Source organism: Mycobacterium sp. 852002-51971_SCH5477799-a, from assembly GCF_001667145.1.
Lineage (GTDB): Bacteria > Actinomycetota > Actinomycetes > Mycobacteriales > Mycobacteriaceae > Mycobacterium.
Map to the genome: position 1 here is coordinate 65,170 of NZ_LZIF01000075.1, position 21,275 is coordinate 86,444.

The window sequence follows — 21,275 nt, forward strand, 5'->3', positions numbered from 1 at the left end:
CTCCTTTCCGCGTCGGTTAGGTCCTTGTCAATACGCGAAGGACAGAGGCGCAACCTCGTCATCGCTCGGCGCCTGCGGGGGAGCGGGCTCCGCATCGTGTTCCAGCGGCCCTTCGACCACGTAGCGCTTGAGCAGGAAGAACCACAGGACCGCGAGCACCGCATAGACGAGGGTGAAGGTCACCAGCGAGGTAATGACCATGCCGGGCACGTGATTCGACACCCCTTCGCGAACCGTCATCCGAACCAATTGATCCCCAGTGGGATTGGGTGCCACCACCCATGGCTGACGGCCCATCTCGGTGAATACCCAGCCCGAAATGTTGGCCAGGAACGGCGTGGGGATGGTGAGTAGCGCGACCCAGGAGATCCAGCGGCTCTTGGCTGTTCGACCACCGCGGGTGAGCCACAGCACGGTGAGGGCGAACAACACCGGGATCGCCAGGAACCCGATCATCGCCCGGAAGGACCAGTAGGTGACGAACAGGTTCGGCCGATAGTCGTCGGGTCCGAAGCGTTGCTGGTATTCCTGTTGCAACTCGTCGACCCCGCGCAGCGTCACGCCGCTGAACTTGCCCTCTGCCAGGAACGGCAGGACGTAGTGCACCTTGATGACTTCGGCGACGCTGCCGCAGTTGTTGTGCGTACCGATTGTCAGCACGGAGAAGTCGGGGTCGGTCTGCGTGTGACACAACCCTTCGGCCGACGCCATCTTCATCGGCTGCTGCACGAACATCAGCTTGCCCTGACGGTCACCGGTGAAGAACAGGCCGACAGTGGCGAGCAGCACCACCCCGCAGCCCAGGATGGCCGCCGGACGAAACATGGTGCCGGCGTTGGTTTGCGCATCGGGTGCGGCCGACTCGGACTTGCGTGAGCTCACCATCCACCAAGCGCTGACCGCGGCGACGAAGGTGCCCGCGACCAGCAAAGCCCCGGTTATGGTGTGCGAAAACGCCGCTTGCGCCGTGTTATTGGACAGCAGGGCGAAGATGTCGTCCAGCTCGGCGTGACGCGTCGCCGGGTTGTAGTGCGCGCCGACCGGATGCTGCATGAACGAGTTCGCCGCGATGATGAAGAAGGCCGACGCGTTGACCCCGAACGCGACGATCCAGATGCAGGCAAGGTGTATCAGTTTCGGCAGTCGGCTCCAGCCGAATATCCACAACCCGATGAATGTGGACTCGAAGAAGAACGCGAACAAGCCCTCCATCGCCAGTGGCGCACCGAAGATGTCGCCGACGAACTTCGAGTACTCCGACCAGTTCATCCCGAATTGGAACTCTTGGACGATCCCGGTCGCCACGCCAATGGCGAAGTTGATCAGGAACAGCTTGCCGAAGAACTTGGTCAGTCGGTACCAGGCGGTATTACCGGTGGCCATCCACACCGTTTGCATGATGGCGATCAGCGGCGCCAAACCGATGGTAAGCGGCACGAAGATGAAGTGGTAGACGGTAGTGATACCGAACTGCCACCGCGAAATATCGACGACATTCATCTGTCATCTCCCGAAACTGCGGAGGCCCGATCCAAACGGCTACGACAGAGTGTAGTAGATGCGTCGGTGCCGCCGCCACCGGCTGCTCTTCTCAGCCGGCGAGGGTCTTGGATGCCTTGCGGATTCCGAACGACGAAACGATCTCGAACACGCCGATGACCACGAACCACGCGCCGACCACGATCGCGAGCGTGACGATGGATTGGAACGGTGACGCCAGGACGACGACGCCGGCGATCAGGCTGATCACGCCGACGAAGATGTTCCAGCCCCGTCCGGGAAGGTGCGGGTCGCTCATCGCCGAAACCGTCGTTGCGACTCCGCGGAAGATGAACCCGATGCCAATCCAGATGGCCAGCAGCAGGATCGCGTATCCCTGACCGAAGTGGCGGAAAGCCAACAACGCCAGGATCAACGACGCTGCGCCACTGATGAACAGCAGGATCCGGCTTCCCGCCGAGACGTGCAGTGAGAACGCGAAGACAACCTGCGCGATACCGGTAATCAGTAGATAAACGCCGAAGGCTACGGCGGCGACCAGGATGGAAATTCCCGGCCACGCCAACACCAGGACACCAAGGACAAGCGACAGAATTCCCGACAGCAGAGCGGATTTCCACAGATGCGGCAGCAAGCTCGGAACGGGGTGGGTCCCGGTAGAGCCAGGGGGGATAGTCATGGCCGAAGTCTGGCACAAACGTCGGGCTCGGTACAGGGACTTCGGTCAGACGTGGACCGTGCGTGGATCCTCGGCACGCAGGTCGGTGGGTTCTTCGCCTGCCCTGCGGCCGATTAGATACCAGGTGCGCATAACGCCCTTGCCCTTGACTTCGATGCGGCCGCGCTCTTGCAGAACGAAGTCGTTTTTGAGGCGCTCGAACATTGCCTCGGGCACTTGGATTCGGCCCACCGAGTCGGTGGACTCCATCCGCGAGGCGACGTTGACCGCGTCACCCCACACGTCGTAGAAGAACCGGCGCGAGCCCACCACGCCCGCTACGACGGGTCCGGAGGCCATGCCTATCCGCAACGGGACGGCCTTGCCATACGGATCATGCAGTGTGGCAGCAACATTGGCCATTTCGATCGCGAAATCGGCCAGCGCGGAGGCGTGATCCGGCCGTACCCGCGGGACCCCGCTGACGACCATGTAGGAGTCGCCGCTGACCTTGATTTTCTCCAGGCCGTGCTTGTCGACCAACTCGTCGAAGGCGCCATACAGCCGGTCCAGGAACCGCACCAGGTCGGCCGGGGCTGTGCTGCTGGCGCGTTCGGTAAAGCCGACGATGTCGGCGAACAACACGGAGGCCTCGTCGTACTTGTCCGCGATGACGTCTCGGTCGGCGCTCTTGAGACGCTCGGCGATGCTCCCCGGCAGCATGTTGGCCAGCAGCGCCTCCGACCGCTGAAACTCGGCTTCCATCACCGTCTCGGCGCGCTGCGTGTCGCGCAGCGCGTACCACACCGTGATGAACACCATGACGCAGGCGGAGATGATGGTGACAATGAACATCATGGACTGCGCCCACGCGGGCACCAGACCGGTGTCGCGGGGAACGAGGAACTCCAACCCAATGACGAGGCCCGCGGCGATCGCCGCCAGGCCCGCAGCCAACACGATGTGTTCGAGGCCCAGCAGCAACACCACCAGGCAGGCGCCCACCACCAAGAAATATTGGGAGCCGGATGAGGTGCCGGCATCCCAACAGCTGGCGGAGACGGTGACGTAGGCCGCGCCGATGAAGGTCAGCGGCGCAACCAGGTCACCGAACCGGTGCAGCCACGGCACGCTCGCGAAGATCATTGCCGCGACGGCGTTGAGGAGGAGCATCTGCCAAATCCAGGCGCCGGTGACCACCTGTAGCACGACGAAATTGGTGCTGACTATGACCGCCAGCCAGGCAGCGATCGTGAGCACTCGATACTGGCGTGCGGCACTGTCGGCGTAATGCTGATTGCGGTCGCGCGATTGGGCGCGCGCCACGGCCACGCAGTCCGGGCGCTCCGACGAACCGTCTGGGCGTGTTGGTGGGGCACCACATTTCCTGGCCGCCACGGGGTAAGCCTAACCGCTGCGCAGCACGCTCGTCGGCAGTCCTGAAGGAAAACTCGCGAATGAGCGGACCCCGTCCGGGTGAATCCCGGTACTAACTCGCCACCGGCGGTCGCCATTCGGCGTACCGCACGGGCTCACTAATGGGCCGACTACCGACATAATCGGTTTTTCGAACCGGCGCTACGCGGCGAGGTCTGCGATCAATCGATCGGGCGCCGGGCCGAACATCTGCGCGTGGGTCAAAGCGTTCTCCGCGCTTTGACTGTAATCGGCTCTTTTTCATTCCACGGCAGCGAGCAAACCACGCGATCGGCTGCCTCGCCGCGCAGATTGGGGCCAGCACCGCCAACGTCACAAAAACGGCTTGTTGTAGATGTGACACTTCAGTTCTCCAATCTTCGGGTTGCGCCCGCCAGGCCGACGCAACCAGCCCCGCGACGCGGCGACTGCATCAGAGCGTATGAGAGGACACTGACGACTCCACCTAACGACGCGCCAAATTCCGCCCGCGAATAGTCACTTTTTGATAACCGGTGGGGATGCCGGCATCTCCGGATGACCGGTGGTAATTTACGTTCGGTCCAGGAACTGTAGAAGATTACTTGCCTCGGGGATTTGTGAAATTCTCCGCAGTGAAATCCAAATGCGTTTCAGGGACCCATCCCGGCTGGCGCCCGCACGCGAGGCCGTCGTAATTCGGTCAGCGCTGGCCGGTGGGCAGTGTCAGTCACCGCATCGGGTGAGAACCCCGCTCTAGCCCGGCCAATATTCGTTCATCGGCTGGGCGAATTTGTCGTTGTTCGTAAGTCGGGGAAGTTGAAGTGAGTCTTCGATGGTGCGCAGCAGGCTGTAGTGATTGTTGTAGTTGGCGGCAACGATGTGGCCTTGGCGCATACCGGAATTCGGCGAAGGGATGACGATCATGGGGACGTGATTGCCTTCGTTGCCGATGCCCAGCGAAAGGTTGTTGTAGTCCTCGTCCCACGTGATGAAGATGGCACTGCGCTGCGTTTGGAATGCGGGCGAGTTCAGGATCGTGGGCAGCGTGGCCGCGAGGAACTGGTCGCCTGCCTTGATGTTGTATTGGTGGGTCGTCAGCAAGCTCAGGATGAACTCGAGGTTGACCGGGCCTTCCATGTTGTGGTCTTCGTCCGCGGCCCACCACACGTAGTTCGGGGTGGTGGTCGGCGAAGCGAGATCCGTCGCCATCCGCTCCAGCGGCAACACGTGCGCCTGGCAGCGAGCGTCGTTGGCGACGATGTCGTGGAAGGCGAGAAACGGTAGTTCACCGGGGCTGTAGGGACCCGCGGACTGCTTGAAGCATGGCGCAGGCATGGATTGCTCGTAGGAGGCCCAACCCCCGTGCGCTGCTTCGATGTTGTCTACCAAGTTGGGTTTGTCGAAGCAGTCCAGCTCGCAGTTGTAGTTGAAGCCGAAGTCGGAGCCGCCGAGGATCGGGTAGTAGTTCGGAAGACTCGGGTGAGTTTGCGCGTAGTAGTTTTTGCCGTATCCGTAGTTGTTGATGAGTCCGTTGGTGTATGGCGCATTGCGGCTGCCGACGATGTCTTTTACGCCATGGTTCTCGAGGTAGATCATGAATACGTGGTCGAGGGGGCCGACTTTCGACGCCGGTGGTGTCGGCGGCGGCGGGAGAGGCAACGGGGCGCCGACGGTGAACGAGATGTTGTCGGCGTAGGCGTTGTTGTAGTTGCCGATCACCGGGTTTCTGTCTTTAAGGGTAACGACCACGTTCGCGCCGCGGGCTCCCCGGGGAATCGTCCCGGCCGTCTCACGTTGCAGGAGCGCGGTTTTCAAGCGGCGATCCAGCACAGTGACCGGCCCGATCTTGCCGGCACCCAGCGGCGTTTGGTGGTCGGCGGCGATGAAAGTGACGGTGACCGACGCTTCGGAGGGGTCTTCAAGGAAACCCCCGAGCCATCCGCTCAACATGTATGGCACTGTGCCGGTGTCGATTTGAGGCGCCGAGCCGGACAGATCGACGAATTGGGTGAGCGTCGACGTCGCCACGTTCCCACCGCCGAAGAATTGCACGGCGCCGTCGGGCGGTCCGTTCTGAGGCCGCGGAAATCCCAGGGCCGCTGGCAGAGTCGGGCCGGGCGACCCCAGCGGCCATGGCAGCCGGCGCATGGTGCCGTATTTGATCACGGTCGGTGTGCCGGTCACGGCCCACGCCGGGATGGACACCGAACTGTATGCCGACAGAGACGGGTCGCCGAACTCGGCACCCGGGTTCATCAACAGATTCGGACTCATCACAACCGCGGCGGACACTTTCGGCGCGGTGAACGCCGACAGCACCAGTAGGGCAGCCCCGGCGGCGCCACCAGCCACCCGACCAATCCGACAGAACATCAGGTACCACCTCTGCGGTTAAGGCGCCGCGAATTGCTCCGTCGATCGTGAGCTATGTCACGCTGAACTCCTATGTTCTTACGCGAATTGATATCCAGCAGTTGCCATTCGGTGACCGAGTCAAAGAAGCGATTTTTGGTGCAATCGTGTATGGGCGGTCTCGAGTCCGCGTGGGAAGCGGGCCTTTACTGGCCGGTCAGCCACGGCGAGGTGGGCGACCCGCGAATGACCCGAGAGAGCCCCGGCACCTGGTCGCCGGTGCCGCACGAAAGGAGGGACCGCCAGCATGCGCTGCTCGGAGCAACGCGGTAACCTGAGCGGTTGTATACATGTCTAACAATTCGCAGCCCCGGCGTGCCGCTAAATTACGCCGGGTTGAATCGGGTAACAAATGACTATGCCTTTGGGTCACGAGGACTTGGCCGAAGTTTTCTCGGATATCGCCGCTGAAATGCGGCTCAAAAAGGGATCCCCCGACACACTGCAATCGATCGTCCATTCCGCTGCGCGGATCGTGCCCGGGGCGCGCTGGGCGGGCATCTCGCTCGTCGAGGGCACGGCGGTTGTGCCGAAAGTGCCCACCAGCCCAACGGTGGCCGAACTTGACCATCTGCAGTCCGACCTGAATGACGGGCCGTGTTTGACGTCGTTACGAGGTCACCACACCGTGCTGGTTGATGACATGCGCACCGATCCGCGTTGGCCCAGATACGTTCATGCAGCACGGCAGCAAGGCATCCTCAGCTTGTTGTCGTTTCGGCTTTTCGCCGAGGGCAGCACTCTTGGCGCGCTCAACCTCTACAGCGACAAAAGCTGCGCCTTCACCGAGGATTCGATCATCCAGGGCGAAATTCTGGCCCGGCACGCGGCGGTGGCCATGATCGGAGCCGCCGCGGAAGCACAGTCCGAGCTCGGATTGGCTACCCGCGACATCATCGGGCAGGCCGAGCGCATTCTCATGCACTGGATGGACCTGACCAGTCTGCAGGCGTTCAGGCTACTGACCCGTCTTTCGCAACAGTCCAACATGAAACTGGTCGAGATCGCCCGCTTAGTCGTCGAACAGCACCAATCCAAGGTGAAGCCCGCGAATCCCTGAGCGCTGCCACACCTTCCGCCAGGGTGACGTCCTGGCTAGTCGACCTTGCCGGTCAGATCGCAGTCAGCGAGGGTACGCCTTGCCAGCTCACGCAGAGCATGCTTGGTGTTCTGGGCACCCGGTTGGTAGGCGTTGATGGTGAGGTAGATCTTGGAGCCGCCGTTGCGCCAGGACTGGAGGGTCATTCGACCGCTTGTCTGCTCGAGCCACGCGTCACGTGCTGCCCGGTCGCTTGGGTTATGTCAATGCCAGCCGTAGGTGCCTTCGAGGCGGCACACCAGCGGGTCGAGGTCACCGAGGTTCGAGCAAAGCACGGGGACGTCGGGGTCGGTGAACCCCGCCTCGACCATCCGTTTCAAAGCCTGCTTCGGGGTGTACGGGATCAGCGAGCGTAACTGCAGTGCTTCGTCCGGACTCTCCCGCAGCGTCGTCAGCGCCTGCGTGACGCTCGCACGGAGGTCACTCAGATCCATCGTTACCCGCGTCGGATCGACGCGCACGATCGCAATCGACATTGCGTTTGCACGCGTGTCGCCCTCAGCGCGGTCGTTCATCGGTAGATGCAAGGTGACCACGCCGGCACCGTCGCGCCGGTGCCGTGTTGCATTGTTGCTTACTTCGTTGGTAACCGCGTTCGGCGGCTTTGCACTCATTGCAGCGCCGCCCGCGAATGTATCGGGTGCGCCTATGGTCCAATGTCATCGTTTTGCTCTCAAATGCGATCGGGGTGGTCACATGTCGGGGAGGCAGGGTGCTGCTACGCGAAGTCGAGGCCCCTGACGCTTTTCGCTTACGAGTTCAAACTCATATGTGAGACTAAATTTTTCGTGGGCGAATCCCGCCGCAATCACTCGCTCGTCCGCTGAGATTTTCACACCCCCTTTCGGCGAGCGCGGCGCAAAGCGAGTCGACGGTTTAAAGACTCAGGGTCAGGGTCAATCTTTAGATTTACAGGTTCCTGATGGGAGGTCCTTCGATGAGCATGCTTATTAGCCGCATGGCGGGCATCGTCATGATGGCAATAGCGCCCATGGCGTACGTGGCAGCGGTGTCTCCGGCGATGAGCTCGGCGCAGCCCCCAGATTGCGGTCCGGGCAACTGGTGGAATCCGGGAGCTAATGCTTGCCAGCCGTTAGGGGCACCGCCGCCTCAGGATTGCGGTCCGGGCAACTGGTGGAATCCGGGAGCTAATGCTTGCCAGCCGTTAGGGGCACCGCCACCCCAGGATTGCGGTCCTGGCAACTGGTGGGACCCGGGGGCGAACGTGTGCCGACCTGTCGTGCCACCGCCGCCACCCTAGAGCCAGCGCGTAGGGGAGTTGGGCATAACCTGGCTTGCGCGCAAAGAAGGCCATATCAAGCCAGCGGATGTCGGTCCTGCGAGATCGCGCACGGCGTCATGTGAAGTGCCGTCCACTCCCGCTAACGCTTCCAGACTATGCGCCCTCGGTGACATTCGACCTCTATTTGGTCGTCAGATGACGAGACTCGGAACGCGTTCTAGCTGGGAAGAAGGCATCACGATACTTCACGCGATTTGTCTGTAACGGTGGCATCTGGGATTTACATAGCCCCTACTTAGCTGCATGCCCTAGAGTCTGTGGTCAAAGAAGGAGTGACACATGGCCAAATTGTCGTTGACTAGACTTGCTGTGGCGATTGGTAGTCTGACATTGTCGTTGACCGCTGGGGCTGGGGTTGCTTCCGCCGATCCCGATCTTGGGCCGGCCGTCAACACCACCTGCACTTACGACCAGCTCGTCGCTGCCTTGAATGCGCAAGATCCGACACTCGCCGCGGCCTTCAGCTCCGACCCGCAGATGCAAGCCGGGTTGCGTGTGTTCGTTGCTTCGCCGCCTAGCCAACGGAGGCAAATGGCTCAGCAGATAGTGAGCAATCCAGCGAGCCAGCCCTACATTGGAACTCTTCAACAGAGCTTCGCTACCTGCAATAACTATTGAGCGTTCGGGTGATGCCGACTGGGCGACGAAGCTGGTCCTCTGGTTTGCCCGGATCGTTCTTTTTGTTGATTTCGCATACCTCCGGTCATGCGTTTGATTACCATTAATTAATCCGGGGTGCCGCGGGGTTGGCGGGAATAAGGTAAACCTTTATTCCGTTATCCGGCCACCCCTTGAATCCATTTTTCCACGTCTGGCTCAGCGCTCGGCGCTAATCACAGCTAGGTCTCGGCGTGTTCGATGCTGATCGTAGCTCGGGCTGGAGTTCAATCGTCGTGGCCACGCCACTGCACCCAATGCTTCGGTGTGGAAACGGTTTTGGAGACGGCCCCAACTCGATTTCCCTGCGCCGCCGTGTTGTGTTGCACGAGAACGCTGTCGCGGTCGGGGGCCGCACTGACGTCGCACGCTCAACCGGGCGCAGCCGAACGGTGGGGCTGCCGCAGTTCGTGCTCCACGAGCTGGGGCGACGTGCGTAGGCAAGGACCGCGATCAAACTGATCTGGCCACCGCGCGACCGCGGCTACCTGGCACCTCCGACGAACAAGTCGTGGCGGTCCGCTGCGGTCGAGCGTTGCCAGAGGGCAGACAAAGCGTTTCCGCGGATCATGCCCAAGCCCTTCGTCACACTGCGGCGTCTCTGGCAATCTCGGCGGGCGCGAATGGAAGTCGTGCAACGGATGCTGGGCCATGCATCGGCAGCGATCGATGTCTACGCCGATTTGTTCGACGACGACTTCACCGCAGTAGCAGACAAGTTATCTGAAACTGTGGGCAAAATGTGGGCCCAAGGGGGCGATGCGACGATTCAGCAAACAGGAAACGCCTTTTACCTGCACTAACACTTTCGCGGCTGGAGTGCCCTCGGTGAGATTCGAACTCACACTGTACGGGTTTTGAATCCGTTTCCTCTGCCAGTTGGGATACGAGGGCGCGGCCTCTTACCTTAGAGGCAGCCTCCCACCATAGAGGATCACGAGTGTTCACCTGTCTCACCGCCCCCGAGGTCGCTGGTCTGAGGCGTTCACGACACAATATCCGTCATGACCGGCCCCACGACCGACACCGACACCGACGCCGCTGTGCCGCGCCGGGTCCTGATCGCTGAAGACGAAGCGCTCATCCGAATGGATCTCGCCGAGATGCTCCGAGAGGAGGGTTACGAGATCGTCGGGGAGGCCGGCGACGGACAGGAAGCCGTCGAATTGGCCGAGCGTCATCAGCCGGATCTGGTGATCATGGATGTGAAGATGCCGCGCCGCGACGGCATCGACGCGGCCTCGGAGATAGCCAGCAAGCGCATCGCCCCGATCGTGGTGTTGACCGCCTTCAGCCAGCGCGACTTGGTGGAGCGGGCGCGGGACGCAGGCGCCATGGCCTATCTGGTGAAGCCGTTCACCATCAGCGACCTCATTCCGGCCATCGAACTGGCCGTCAGCCGCTTCAGTGAGATCGCCGAGCTCGAACGCGAGGTGGCTTCGCTGTCCGACCGGCTGGAGACCCGCAAGCTCGTGGAGCGCGCGAAAGGGCTGCTGCAGAGCGAACAGGGCATGACCGAGCCCGAGGCTTTCAAGTGGATTCAACGGGCCGCGATGGACCGCAGGACAACGATGAAGCGGGTGGCCGAAGTCGTCCTCGAGACCTTGGATCCGTCCAAAGACGCCTAGCTCTCAACGCCACGGCATCGAGTGTGCGCTCAGGGCGACGACACGCCGACGGCAGGCGCCGAGGTTGCACACTGAAAGCCCTTGTCGCACAGTCAAAGCCGCCAGCGGCCCCAGCCCCTAGCGGGCGACGATCACCGACGAGCCGTGCCCGAACAGGCCCTGGTTGGCGGTGACGCCGACTTTGGCGTTCTCGACCTGCCGGCCGGTCGCCTGACCACGCAGTTGCCAGGTCAGCTCGCAGACCTGAGCGATCGCCTGGGCGGGGATGGCCTCGCCGAAGCACGCCAGCCCGCCCGACGGGTTGACCGGAACCCTGCCGCCGATCGTGGTGGCGCCGCTGCGTAGCAGCTCCTCGGCTTCACCCCTGGCGCACAGCCCCAGGTGCTCGTACCAGTCGAGTTCCAGCGCGGTGGACAGGTCGTAGACCTCGGCCAGGCTCACGTCTTCGGGCCCGATACCCGCCTCGGCGTAGGCCGCGTCGAGGATCTGATCCTTGAAAACCCGCTCGGGTGCGGCTACCGCGGCGGTGGAATCCGTTGCGATATCCGGCAATTCGGGCAGATGCTGCGGGTAGCGGGGGGTGACCGTGCTGACCGCACGCACCGATGGCACGCCGTCGAGCGAGCCGAGGTGCTTGCGGGCGAACTCGGCGCTGGCGACGATCAGCGCCGCGGCGCCATCGGACGTGGCGCAGATATCGAGCTGCCGCAGCGGGTCGGAGACCACCGGACTGGCGAGCACGTCCTCGACCGAGGATTCCTTGCGGTAGCGGGCATTCGGGTTCTGCAGGCCGTGCTGGGAGTTCTTCACCTTCACCGCAGCGAAGTCCTCGGACGTCGCGCCGTAGAGGTCCATCCGCCGGCGCGCGAGCAACGCGAAGTACACCGGATTCATCGCGCCGATGAGGTGGAAGCGCTGCCAGTCGGGGTCGTTCTTGCGCTCGCCGCCAACCGGGGCGAACGCGCCCTTGGGTGTGGTGTCGGCGCCGATGACCAGAGCGACGTCGCAGAAGCCGGCCAGGATGTGGGCGCGGGCGCTCTGCAGCGCCTGCGAACCGCTGGCGCAGGCGGCGTAGCTGGAGCTGACCGGCACACCGTTCCAGCCGAGCTTCTGAGCGAACGTCGACCCCGCGATGAAGCCCGGGTAGCCGTTGCGGATGGTGTCGGCGCCCGCGACCAACTCGATCTGCTGCCAGTCCAGCCCGGCCTCGGCCAGCGCAGCGCGGGCGGCGACCACCCCGTATTCGGTGAAGTCGCGACCCCATTTGCCCCAGGGGTGCATCCCGGCGCCGAGGATGTACAGCGGTTCGGGAGTACTCACGACGCGATCCTCCAAGCGTGCACGACGCGCTCCACGCCGTCGCCGTCGGTGAACAACGGCATCGTGGTCAGCTCCATCTCCATGCCGACCCTCAGGTCGGCCGCCAGCGTGCCCTCGACCACCTTGCCGAGCACGATGATTCCCTCGCCGGCCAGCTCCACCGCGGCGATGGCGAACGGCTCGAACGGGTCCGCCGCCGGGTACGGAACCGGTGGCGGGTATCGGTTTTCGGTGTAGCTCCACAACTTCCCGCGGGTCGACAGCGCGACGGACTCTAGCGTGTCGCTGGCGCACGCCGGGTTTGGGCAGTTGTTCTCCCGCGGCGGGAAGACGTAAGTCCCGCACTCGGGGCACTTGCTGCCGATCAGATGGGGATTTCCGGCGTCATCGGTGGCGAACCACCCGTCGATCGCGGGTTCATGACTGGTGACCTCGGGCACTGGGCCAGACTACCCAGCCCAAACCCAAAACTGAAACGTGTTGCAGTTCTCCCGGTGGCACCGTCGGGGCGCCCAGCGCGTCGCACCGGGTGCCTAGAGTGAGACCCGTGCCCGCCACGAAAACCACCACGAAGGCCAGCGAGGAACAAACCGCGCCGACGCTGATGCTGCTGGACGGCAACTCGCTGGCGTTTCGCGCGTTCTATGCGCTGCCCGCCGAGAACTTCAAAACCCGCGGCGGGCTGACCACCAACGCGGTCTACGGCTTCACCGCCATGCTGATCAACCTGCTGCGCGACGAAGCACCGACGCATATCGCCGCGGCCTTCGACGTGTCCCGGCAGACCTTCCGCTCCGAGCGTTACCCGGAGTACAAGGCCAACCGCTCGGCAACGCCCGACGAGTTCCGCGGCCAGATCGACATCACCAAGGAAGTCCTCGCGGCATTGGGCATCACCGTGCTCGCCGAGGAGGGATTCGAGGCGGACGACCTGATCGCCACCCTGGCCACGCAGGCCGAAAACGAAGGCTACCGGGTGCTGGTGGTCACCGGTGACCGCGACTCCTTGCAGTTGGTCAGCGACAACGTGACCGTGCTGTATCCGCGCAAGGGGGTCAGCGAGTTGACCCGGTTCACCCCGGATGCCGTCGTCGAGAAGTACGGGCTGACACCCCGGCAGTACCCCGACTTCGCCGCGCTGCGCGGCGATCCCAGCGACAACCTGCCGGGCATCCCCGGCGTGGGGGAGAAGACCGCCTCCAAGTGGATCGGCGAATACGGGTCGCTGCAGGGGCTGGTGGACAACGTCGACTCGGTGCGCGGCAAGGTGGGCGACGCGCTGCGCGCACACCTGGCCAGCGTCATCCGCAACCGTGAGCTGACCGATCTCGTCAAAGACGTGCCGCTGGCCCACACCCCGGACACGTTGCGCCTGCAACCGTGGGATCGCGACCAGATTCACCGGCTTTTCGACGACTTGGAATTCCGGGTGTTGCGGGACCGGTTGTTCGAGACCCTCGCCGCGGTGGAGCCCGAGGTCGACGAGGGCTTCGACGTGCGCGGCGGCGCGCTGGAAGCCGGCGAGCTGGCCGTCTGGCTGGCCGAGCACAGCTCGGGAAAGCGGTTCGGCCTGGCCGTCGTCGGCACGCATTTGGCCTTCGACGCCGACGCCACCGCGCTGGCCATCGTCTCCGCCGATGGCGAGGGCCGCTACATCGATACCGCGACGCTGGATCCCGAAGACGAAGCGGCGCTGGCGTCTTGGCTGGCCGATCCGGGTCCACCCAAGGCGCTGCACGAAGCCAAGCTGGCGATGCATGACCTGGCCGGGCGGGGCTGGACGCTGGCCGGCGTCACCTCCGACACCGCGCTGGCGGCCTACCTGGTGCGGCCCGGGCAGCGCAGCTTCTCCCTCGACGACCTTTCGCTGCGCTACCTACGCCGCGAGCTGCGCGCGGAAAACCCTGAACAGCAGCAACTTTCGCTGCTCGACGATACCGAAGGCACCGACGACCAGGCCGTGCAGACGCTGATCTTGCGCGCCGTGGCGGTGCTGGATCTGGCCGACGCGCTCGACGAGGAACTGGCCCGCATCAACTCCACCTCGTTGTTGAGCGGCATGGAGCTGCCGGTACAGGCGGTGCTGGCGGGCATGGAAAATGCCGGCATCGCAGTCGATTTGGACCTGCTCACCGAGCTGCAGAGCGATTTCGCCCACCAGATCCGCGACGCGGCCGAAGCGGCGTATGCGGTGATCGGCAAGCAGATCAATCTGGGCTCGCCAAAACAGTTGCAGACGGTGCTCTTCGACGAGCTGGAGATGCCGAAGACCAAGCGCACCAAGACCGGCTACACCACCGACGCGGATGCCCTGCAATCGCTTTTCGACAAGACCGGCCACCCGTTCCTGCAGCATCTGCTCACCCACCGCGACGCCACTCGGCTCAAGGTCACGGTCGACGGGTTGCTGAACTCGGTGGCCTCGGACGGGCGCATCCACACCACGTTCAACCAAACCATCGCCGCGACAGGCAGATTGTCGTCGACCGAGCCGAACCTGCAGAACATTCCGATCCGCACCGAGGCGGGCAGGCGCATCCGCGATGCGTTCGTCGTCGGCGACGGCTACAGCGAGCTGATGACGGCCGACTACAGCCAGATCGAGATGCGCATCATGGCCCACCTGTCCAAGGACGCAGGCCTCATCGAGGCGTTCAACACCGGCGAGGACCTGCACTCGTTCGTCGCCTCCCGGGCATTCGGCGTCCCGATCGAAGAGGTCACCGCCGAGCTGCGCCGCCGGGTCAAGGCGATGTCCTATGGCCTGGCCTACGGATTGAGCGCTTACGGGCTTTCCGCCCAGCTCAAGATCTCCACCGAAGAGGCCAAAGACCAGATGGAGCAATACTTCGCCAGATTCGGCGGAGTGCGCGACTACCTGATGCAGGTCGTGGAGCAGGCCCGCAAGGACGGCTACACGTCGACGGTCTTCGGCCGCCGGCGCTACCTACCCGAACTCGACAGCAGCAACCGTCAGGTGCGCGAAGCGGCCGAACGGGCGGCGCTCAACGCGCCGATCCAGGGCAGCGCGGCCGACATCATCAAGGTGGCGATGCTCGAAGTCGACAAGGCGATCAAGGATGCCGGGCTTACGTCTCGCATCCTGCTGCAGGTGCACGACGAGCTGTTGTTCGAGGTCGCGTCCGGCGAACGAGATGAGCTGGAGGCGCTGGTGCGCGACAAGATGGGCGGCGCCTATCCGCTCGACGTCCCGCTGGAGGTGTCGGTGGGATACGGCCGTTCCTGGGACGCTGCGGCGCATTAACCCGGCGTATGGCGCATTCAGGCCGCCGAGCGCGTATCAGCTGCTCAAACGGTCGCCGAGTGGGCGTACCGCCCCCTTGCGGCAAACAAAGCGCGGGAAAATTTGCCGTGGTGTCAAATTCGGCGCGACCATTCGACGCGAATCGACGGCGCTGAGTTTGGCCAGCATGTGCACAGTCGAGTAGCCTCGACAGGTAATCCCAATTGTCCCTACGACCAAACCTGTCCGGAGCAACCCAACAACATGCCGAGTCCCGCCGTCACCTCGCCGCAAGTAGCAGTCAACGACATTGGCTCGAGCGAGGACTTTCTCGCCGCAATAGACAAAACGATTAAGTACTTCAACGATGGGGACATCGTCGAGGGCACGATCGTCAAAGTGGACCGGGACGAGGTGCTCCTCGATATCGGCTACAAGACCGAAGGGGTCATCCCCGCCCGCGAACTCTCCATCAAGCACGATGTCGACCCCAATGAGGTCGTTTCCGTCGGTGATGAGGTCGAAGCCCTGGTCCTCACCAAGGAGGACAAAGAGGGTCGCCTGATCCTGTCCAAGAAGCGCGCGCAGTACGAGCGCGCCTGGGGCACCATCGAGGCGCTCAAGGAGAAGGACGAGGCGGTCAAGGGCACCGTGATCGAGGTGGTCAAGGGTGGCCTGATTCTCGACATCGGGCTGCGCGGCTTCCTGCCCGCCTCGCTGGTGGAGATGCGCCGGGTGCGCGATCTGCAGCCGTACATCGGCAAGGAGATCGAGGCCAAGATCATCGAGCTGGACAAGAACCGCAACAACGTGGTGCTGTCGCGGCGCGCCTGGCTGGAGCAGACCCAGTCCGAGGTGCGTAGCGAGTTCCTCAACCAGCTGCAGAAGGGCGCCATCCGCAAGGGTGTCGTCTCCTCCATCGTCAACTTCGGCGCGTTCGTCGACCTCGGCGGTGTGGACGGTCTGGTGCACGTTTCCGAGCTGTCCTGGAAGCACATCGACCACCCATCCGAAGTGGTGCAGGTCGGTGACGAGGTCACCGTCGAGGTACTCGACGTCGACATGGACCGTGAGCGGGTTTCGTTGTCGCTGAAGGCAACTCAGGAAGACCCGTGGCGCCACTTCGCCCGCACCCACGCGATCGGTCAGATCGTGCCGGGCAAGGTCACCAAGCTGGTCCCGTTCGGTGCGTTCGTGCGTGTCGAGGAGGGCATCGAGGGTCTGGTGCACATCTCCGAGCTGGCGGAGCGCCACGTCGAGGTGCCCGACCAGGTGGTTGCCGTCGGCGACGACGCGATGGTCAAGGTCATCGACATCGACCTGGAGCGCCGCCGGATCTCGTTGTCGCTCAAGCAGGCCAACGAGGACTACACCGAGGAGTTCGACCCGGCGAAGTACGGCATGGCCGATAGCTACGACGAGCAGGGCAACTACATCTTCCCCGAAGGCTTCGACTCCGAGACCAACGAATGGCTCGAGGGATTCGAGAAGCAGCGCAACGAGTGGGAGGCCCGCTACGCCGAGGCCGAGCGCCGGCACAAGATGCACACGACGCAGATGGAGAAGTTCGCCGCCGCCGAGGCCGCCGGGCACGCCGAGCAGGCACCGGGCAATGGTGCTCCTCCGGAGAAGGCGGGCGGATCGCTGGCCAGCGATGCGCAATTGGCCGCTCTGCGGGAGAAACTCGCCGGCAACGCGTGACGCTTCCCTGACCACGCCATGCTGCGTATCGGCTTGACCGGTGGCATCGGCGCCGGCAAGTCGGCGCTGTCATCCACCTTCGCGCAGTGCGGTGCGGTCATCGTCGACGGGGACGTCATCGCGCGTGAGGTCGTTGAGCCGGGAACCGAGGGTCTCGCCTCCCTGGTCGAGGCGTTCGGAAGTGACATCCTGCTTCCGGACGGATCGCTGGATCGACCGGCCCTGGCCGCCAAGGCTTTTCGCGACGACGAGGCTCGCAAGACGTTGAACGGGATCGTCCACCCGCTGGTGGGCAATCGCCGTTCGGAGATCATCGCCTCGGTGCCCGAGGATTCTGTTGTAGTCGAAGACATTCCGCTGCTGGTGGAGTCCGGGATGGCGCCGCTGTTCCCGCTCGTCGTCATCGTGTTCGCCGATGTCGATGTGCGGCTGCGGCGCCTGGCCGACCAGCGCGGCATGCCGGAGGATGACGCTCGCGCGAGGATCGCCGCGCAGGCCAGCGACGAGCAGCGTCGGGCGGTCGCCGACATCTGGCTGGACAACTCGGGCAGCACGGAGGAGTTGGTCCAGCGCGCCCACGACGTGTGGAGCAACCGCATCGTCCCGTTCGCGCACAACCTGAGCGCGCGCCAGATCGCCCGGGCTCCGGCCCGGTTGGCTCCACCCGACCCCAGTTGGGCGGACCAGGCGCACCGAATCGTGAACCGCCTGCGGACCAGCTGCGGTCACCGCGCGCTGCGCGTCGACCACATCGGCTCGACCGCCGTGCCGGACCTCGCCGCCAAGGACGTCATCGACGTCCAGATCACCGTCGAATCCCTCGCCGTCGCAGACGAACTCGCCGAACCGTTGTTGTCCGCCGGGTACCCGCGCATCGAGCACATCACCGAGGACGTGGCCAAGGACGACGAAGCCGCCCTGTGGCGCAAGCGCATTCACGCCTCGGCCGACCCAGGCCGGCCGACGAACGTGCATATCCGGGTGGACGGCTGGCCCAATCAGCAGTTCGCCCTGCTGTTCGTCGACTGGCTCAAGGCCAATCCCGACGCCCGCGCCGACTATGTGAACGTCAAGCGCGCCGCCGAAAAGGGCGGTGGCGGAGACACTGCGGCCTACGTCGAGGCCAAGGAGCCGTGGTTCCTCAACGCCTACCGCCGGGCCTGGGAGTGGGCCGATTCGACGGGCTGGACGCCCTGAGACGCGCCTAGGGCAACGGTGCCCCGCACTGCAGCGCCCCGTTCATCGGGTCGGCACTGCCGGCCACCGGCCTGACCAATTGGTCGGATTGGACGAAAACGTTCTCGTCCACGTCGATTTCGCAGTGCACGTTCGCCGAGTACGGGAAGTGCACCACGACACGCATGCCGGCCTGCTGCGGATCGGGCAACACCGTGTCGGCTTCGAAAGCGTTGCCAGGCATCGAGCTCAGCGCGGCCGTGTTCGTCTGACCGCCGTTGATGACGAAGGTGGCCTGGCTCCCCGTCGTGACGCCGTCGACCCTGGCCCGATAGGTGATGTTGTGCAGATCCGCTCTCGCGATTGCCGGACTCAGCTGGGCGCCAGCGGCGATGACCGTCAGCGCGGCGATCGGCATCCACCTGCGGGATGTGGGGCTCATAGCAGCTGAGATTACGCCCGACGTCGCCCGGTCCACCAGGCTGTTCGGCGGAGCCACTAGGGCTGGCAATGGGGACACCAGAACGACATCCGGCCGCCGATCCGGTCATGGCGAAGGGCGCTGCCGCAGCGCGGGCAGTGCGGGTCCGGATCGTCGCGTGCCCCGGTGAGCCAACGCGGAAGGCCGGGCACCCGGCCGTGGCGTACCGCAGTGTGCAGCACTTGCGTCATCGCCCGATGCAACTCCTTGACGGCTTCGTCGTCCAACTCCGCAACCGGAACGGTGGGTCGTATGCTGGCCCGCCAGCAGATTTCGTCGACGAGCAGATTGCCGAGGCCCGCGATCACCGACTGGTCCATCAGCGTCGGCTTCAGGCGACCGCGTCGCCCGGCCACCACGTCGCGAAACTCGCGCAGCCCCATGTCTAGGGCGTCGGGCCCCTGCGGGCCCAGTACGTCGGCGAGGTCGTCCTGGTCGTCCGTCAGCCAGACCCCGCGCAGCTTGCGCAGGTCGGCATAGCGCAGTTCACCCTTGTCGAGCGACACCACCAGGCGCTCATACTTTTGTGGCTCGGCGCCCGCTTGGGTGTAGTACGGGTGTCCGGTCATGCCACTGTGGATCAGGAGCGCCGGACCATCGGTCGGCAGTATCAGCCATTTGCCGTGCCGGTGCGGGGCACGGAAGCGACGCCCGACCAGGCCCCGGGCGAGCGTGGTGGCGGAGGAGTTGCGCAAAATTCCGGGGTCGCGGACGTCTACGTCTTCAATCCGGCGGTGGGGCAAGGTCTTAGCGAGCTCGCGCCGGAACCCTTCGACATCCGGCAATTCAGGCACGAAGTTTCGCCAATCGTTCGCGCGGCCCAGCGAGGGAGCGGGCGTGCCGGAACATGTCTGCCCACGGATCACCCTGCCCAGCAACCCGTTTGGGAACATCGCGAATGCTGAACCGATCCGCCCGCAGACCGCGCGTGTCCAGTTCGTCCCACTCCAGCGGGGTGGCCACCGGCGCACCGCCGCGGGCCCGCACCGAGTAGGGGGCGACGGCGGTCTGCGCGTAGGCGTTGCGCATGACGTCGAGGTAAATGCGGCCATCGCGTTTGTCCTTGCGGGCCTCGACGGTGCGGTGCGCGTCGTCATCGGCGGCGACGACTTCGGCGACGTCACGGGCGAATTGGCGGACGGTGTCGAAGTCGGTTTCGGCGCGCAACGGCACCACCACATGTAGCCCGCGCGATCCGGTGGTCTGCACGTAGCGTGCCAGTCCCAGGTCATCGAGCACATCGGCCACCGCGTGGGCCGTCGCGCGCACCGCCGCGAAATCGGCGTCGGACGGGTCGAGATCGAAGACCAACCGGTCGGGATGGTGCAGGTTGCCCTGCCGCGACTGCCACACATGCAACGTGATGCAATTCTGGTTGGCCAACCAGCGCAGCGCCTCCGGGCGTTCGGCCAGCGGATGCACCAGGGTGCCGCCCTCTTTGTCGACCTCGACCCCGCTCATCCAGTCCGGCAAGGTATCAGCGAAATCCTGCTGAACGAAGCCTTTTTCGCCAATGCCACGGGGGAACCGTTGCACGGTCAGCGCGCGGCCTTTCAGGTGCGGCAGCATGGTCTCGGCCACCTCGCCGTAGTAGTCGGCCAGGTCCCGCTTGGTGATCCCGTCCTTGCCGAACATGACCCGATCCGGGTGGGTGATCTCGATGTCGATGCGCGTCATCAGCGTGTCTCCCGTACCACCTCTGCGGCGTCCTTGTCGATGCGCAGGCCCTCGTAGCGCGGATGACGGAGCTTGCCGTCGCGGGTCCACTCGGTAAACCCGATCTGCGCCACCACCTCCGGGCGCACCCAGCGAGCTCCGTTCTCGCGCACCAATCCACGGGTGAACGGCGGGGCCTCCTGTTCGAGCGGGGAGAGCCGCTTGTGCAGGCTGCGCAGCGTGGCCTCGTCGAACCCGGTGCCGACCTTGCCGGCGTAGACGAGGTCGCGGCTTTCTCCATGTCCTGTGTAGTAGCCGAGCAGCAACGCGCCCAGTTCGATTCGGCTGCCTTTCGGGTTGGTGTAGCCGCCCACGACGAATTCTTGGTCGCGGACGCATTTGAATTTCAGCCAGTTCTTTGACCGGCCGCTGTTGTAGGTGGAGTCGGCCAGCTTGGCGATCACTCCTTCGTCGCCGCGCTCGCAGGCGGCGCGGTAGGCGCCGAGGCCGTCGCCGACCCGGTGCGCGGTGTTGCGCAACGGATCATCGAAGCTGATCGCATCGCGGAGTAGTCGCTTGCGCCAGCGCAGCGGCAGCGCGGTGGTATCCCTGCCGTCCAGGTGCAGCACATCGAACACGTAGTAGTAGACCCGGATTCGCGAGGCACGGGCCACCTCGGGGTCGGTGATACCCAGGCGTCCCTGCAGGCGGGCGAAGCTGGTGCGGCCTCCCTGGAACGCGACGACCTCACCGTCCACCACGAATCGGGTAGTGCGCTGGGCCGCGAGCGCATCGACCAGCTCCGGATAAGTTCCGTTGAGCGGCTTCCGATTTCGTGACAGCAGACGGACTTCGTCGCCGTCACGAAAGGCGAGGCAACGCATACCGTCGAATTTGCGTTCGAAAATCCACTGCGGGTCACAGAACCGTTCGTCGGTCAGGGTGGCCAGTGTGGGATCTCGCCAGACGGGCACCGGTTCGGCGTGCAGCGTTTCACGCACTGCATCGGGCAGACCGGCGATATCCGTCATTTCAAGTGCAT

Annotated in this window: 19 protein-coding genes and 1 tRNA gene; 7 read left to right on the forward strand and 13 right to left on the reverse strand. The window is 64.1% G+C overall.

What is annotated here, in order from left to right; translation table 11 throughout:
- Positions 1-27 precede the first annotated feature (27 nt).
- From A5753_RS08275 to A5753_RS08290, 4 genes are all read right to left on the reverse strand, one after another.
- Positions 28-1,500: a cytochrome ubiquinol oxidase subunit I gene (locus A5753_RS08275; protein WP_067125629.1), complete on the reverse strand. Its 1,473-nt coding sequence runs from the start codon at positions 1,498-1,500 to the stop codon at positions 28-30.
- A 91-nt stretch (positions 1,501-1,591) separates the two neighbouring features.
- Positions 1,592-2,179: an HdeD family acid-resistance protein gene (locus tag A5753_RS08280; RefSeq protein WP_156656014.1), complete on the reverse strand. Its 588-nt coding sequence runs from the start codon at positions 2,177-2,179 to the stop codon at positions 1,592-1,594.
- A gap of 45 nt (positions 2,180-2,224) precedes the next feature.
- The gene (locus A5753_RS08285) at positions 2,225-3,556 is read right to left on the reverse strand and encodes an adenylate/guanylate cyclase domain-containing protein (RefSeq protein WP_067125634.1); all 1,332 of its coding nucleotides are present in this window, start codon (positions 3,554-3,556) and stop codon (positions 2,225-2,227) included.
- A gap of 753 nt (positions 3,557-4,309) precedes the next feature.
- Complete coding sequence (locus A5753_RS08290; protein ID WP_231990040.1) at positions 4,310-5,908, reverse strand: alkaline phosphatase family protein; 1,599 nt, start codon at positions 5,906-5,908, stop codon at positions 4,310-4,312.
- A gap of 418 nt (positions 5,909-6,326) precedes the next feature.
- On the opposite strand from A5753_RS08290, the gene A5753_RS08295 reads away from it, so the two are divergent.
- Positions 6,327-7,028, forward strand: a complete 702-nt coding sequence (locus A5753_RS08295) for a GAF and ANTAR domain-containing protein (RefSeq protein ID WP_156656015.1) — start codon at positions 6,327-6,329, stop codon at positions 7,026-7,028.
- A gap of 35 nt (positions 7,029-7,063) precedes the next feature.
- Here the strand turns inward: A5753_RS08295 and A5753_RS24270 are convergent, their stop codons facing one another.
- The gene (locus A5753_RS24270) at positions 7,064-7,213 is read right to left on the reverse strand and encodes a hypothetical protein (protein WP_156656016.1); all 150 of its coding nucleotides are present in this window, start codon (positions 7,211-7,213) and stop codon (positions 7,064-7,066) included.
- A gap of 57 nt (positions 7,214-7,270) precedes the next feature.
- A complete protein-coding gene (locus tag A5753_RS08300) occupies positions 7,271-7,681 on the reverse strand; it encodes a hypothetical protein (RefSeq protein WP_067125644.1) in 411 nt (136 codons plus the stop codon).
- A 968-nt stretch (positions 7,682-8,649) separates the two neighbouring features.
- Here A5753_RS08300 and A5753_RS23735 point away from each other — a divergent pair.
- Together A5753_RS23735 and A5753_RS24275 are read left to right on the forward strand one after the other, a co-directional pair.
- Complete coding sequence (locus tag A5753_RS23735; RefSeq protein WP_082971224.1) at positions 8,650-8,988, forward strand: hemophore-related protein; 339 nt, start codon at positions 8,650-8,652, stop codon at positions 8,986-8,988.
- 662 nt (positions 8,989-9,650) lie between these two features.
- Positions 9,651-9,830: a hypothetical protein gene (locus tag A5753_RS24275; protein WP_067125647.1), complete on the forward strand. Its 180-nt coding sequence runs from the start codon at positions 9,651-9,653 to the stop codon at positions 9,828-9,830.
- 17 nt (positions 9,831-9,847) lie between these two features.
- Here A5753_RS24275 and A5753_RS08310 read toward each other — a convergent pair.
- Positions 9,848-9,921: transfer RNA gene (locus A5753_RS08310), tRNA-Leu, on the reverse strand.
- A gap of 110 nt (positions 9,922-10,031) precedes the next feature.
- Here A5753_RS08310 and A5753_RS08315 point away from each other — a divergent pair.
- Positions 10,032-10,655 carry an ANTAR domain-containing response regulator gene (locus tag A5753_RS08315; protein ID WP_067125650.1) on the forward strand — a complete coding sequence of 208 codons (624 nt, stop codon included), beginning with the start codon at positions 10,032-10,034 and terminating at the stop codon, positions 10,653-10,655.
- Between the two features lie 117 nt (positions 10,656-10,772).
- Here the strand turns inward: A5753_RS08315 and A5753_RS08320 are convergent, their stop codons facing one another.
- Positions 10,773-11,936, reverse strand: a complete 1,164-nt coding sequence (locus tag A5753_RS08320; protein WP_067125942.1) for a lipid-transfer protein — start codon at positions 11,934-11,936, stop codon at positions 10,773-10,775.
- Between the two features lie 35 nt (positions 11,937-11,971).
- Positions 11,972-12,415 carry a Zn-ribbon domain-containing OB-fold protein gene (locus A5753_RS08325; RefSeq protein WP_067125653.1) on the reverse strand — a complete coding sequence of 148 codons (444 nt, stop codon included), beginning with the start codon at positions 12,413-12,415 and terminating at the stop codon, positions 11,972-11,974.
- A gap of 164 nt (positions 12,416-12,579) precedes the next feature.
- On the opposite strand from A5753_RS08325, the gene polA reads away from it, so the two are divergent.
- The 3 genes from polA (at position 12,580) to coaE (ending at position 18,117) form a co-directional block, all read left to right on the forward strand.
- Entirely contained in the window at positions 12,580-15,240 is a 2,661-nt protein-coding gene (gene polA / locus A5753_RS08330; protein WP_197694636.1) for a DNA polymerase I, read from the forward strand.
- Positions 15,241-15,483: 243 nt separating this feature from the next.
- The gene (rpsA, locus tag A5753_RS08335) at positions 15,484-16,920 is read left to right on the forward strand and encodes a 30S ribosomal protein S1 (protein ID WP_067125657.1); all 1,437 of its coding nucleotides are present in this window, start codon (positions 15,484-15,486) and stop codon (positions 16,918-16,920) included.
- Positions 16,921-16,938: 18 nt separating this feature from the next.
- Complete coding sequence (coaE, locus tag A5753_RS08340) at positions 16,939-18,117, forward strand: dephospho-CoA kinase (RefSeq protein WP_067125659.1); 1,179 nt, start codon at positions 16,939-16,941, stop codon at positions 18,115-18,117.
- A gap of 7 nt (positions 18,118-18,124) precedes the next feature.
- On the opposite strand, the gene A5753_RS08345 is transcribed toward coaE, so the two are convergent.
- The 4 genes from A5753_RS08345 to ligD (A5753_RS08360) are packed head-to-tail and all read right to left on the reverse strand — an operon-like array spanning position 18,125 to position 21,264.
- Complete coding sequence (locus tag A5753_RS08345) at positions 18,125-18,538, reverse strand: hypothetical protein (protein WP_067125662.1); 414 nt, start codon at positions 18,536-18,538, stop codon at positions 18,125-18,127.
- A gap of 56 nt (positions 18,539-18,594) precedes the next feature.
- Positions 18,595-19,371: an Fpg/Nei family DNA glycosylase gene (locus A5753_RS08350; RefSeq protein WP_067125664.1), complete on the reverse strand. Its 777-nt coding sequence runs from the start codon at positions 19,369-19,371 to the stop codon at positions 18,595-18,597.
- Positions 19,364-20,254 carry a non-homologous end-joining DNA ligase gene (gene ligD, locus A5753_RS08355; RefSeq protein ID WP_067125666.1) on the reverse strand — a complete coding sequence of 297 codons (891 nt, stop codon included), beginning with the start codon at positions 20,252-20,254 and terminating at the stop codon, positions 19,364-19,366. Before ligD (A5753_RS08355) ends, A5753_RS08350 begins: the two co-directional genes overlap by 8 nt.
- A complete protein-coding gene (gene ligD, locus A5753_RS08360; RefSeq protein WP_067125668.1) occupies positions 20,254-21,264 on the reverse strand; it encodes a non-homologous end-joining DNA ligase in 1,011 nt (336 codons plus the stop codon). Before ligD (A5753_RS08360) ends, ligD (A5753_RS08355) begins: the two co-directional genes overlap by 1 nt.
- Between the last annotated feature and the right edge of the window lie 11 nt (positions 21,265-21,275).

Excerpts from the sequence above, each read along its gene's own strand:
- A5753_RS08275 (WP_067125629.1), bottom strand. The coding sequence starts at position 1,500 with ATGAATGTCGTCGATATTTCGCGGTGGCAGTTCGGTATCACTACCGTC.
- A5753_RS08280 (WP_156656014.1), bottom strand. The coding sequence starts at position 2,179 with ATGACTATCCCCCCTGGCTCTACCGGGACCCACCCCGTTCCGAGCTTG.
- A5753_RS08295 (WP_156656015.1), top strand. The coding sequence starts at position 6,327 with ATGCCTTTGGGTCACGAGGACTTGGCCGAAGTTTTCTCGGATATCGCC.
- A5753_RS24270 (WP_156656016.1), bottom strand. The coding sequence starts at position 7,213 with ATGACCCTCCAGTCCTGGCGCAACGGCGGCTCCAAGATCTACCTCACC.
- A5753_RS08300 (WP_067125644.1), bottom strand. The coding sequence starts at position 7,681 with ATGAGTGCAAAGCCGCCGAACGCGGTTACCAACGAAGTAAGCAACAAT.
- A5753_RS23735 (WP_082971224.1), top strand. The coding sequence starts at position 8,650 with ATGGCCAAATTGTCGTTGACTAGACTTGCTGTGGCGATTGGTAGTCTG.
- A5753_RS24275 (WP_067125647.1), top strand. The coding sequence starts at position 9,651 with ATGGAAGTCGTGCAACGGATGCTGGGCCATGCATCGGCAGCGATCGAT.
- A5753_RS08315 (WP_067125650.1), top strand. The coding sequence starts at position 10,032 with ATGACCGGCCCCACGACCGACACCGACACCGACGCCGCTGTGCCGCGC.
- A5753_RS08320 (WP_067125942.1), bottom strand. The coding sequence starts at position 11,936 with ATGCACCCCTGGGGCAAATGGGGTCGCGACTTCACCGAATACGGGGTG.
- polA (WP_197694636.1), top strand. The coding sequence starts at position 12,580 with ATGCTGCTGGACGGCAACTCGCTGGCGTTTCGCGCGTTCTATGCGCTG.
- rpsA (WP_067125657.1), top strand. The coding sequence starts at position 15,484 with ATGCCGAGTCCCGCCGTCACCTCGCCGCAAGTAGCAGTCAACGACATT.
- coaE (WP_067125659.1), top strand. The coding sequence starts at position 16,939 with ATGCTGCGTATCGGCTTGACCGGTGGCATCGGCGCCGGCAAGTCGGCG.
- A5753_RS08345 (WP_067125662.1), bottom strand. The coding sequence starts at position 18,538 with ATGAGCCCCACATCCCGCAGGTGGATGCCGATCGCCGCGCTGACGGTC.
- ligD (WP_067125666.1), bottom strand. The coding sequence starts at position 20,254 with ATGACGCGCATCGACATCGAGATCACCCACCCGGATCGGGTCATGTTC.
- ligD (WP_067125668.1), bottom strand. The coding sequence starts at position 21,264 with ATGACGGATATCGCCGGTCTGCCCGATGCAGTGCGTGAAACGCTGCAC.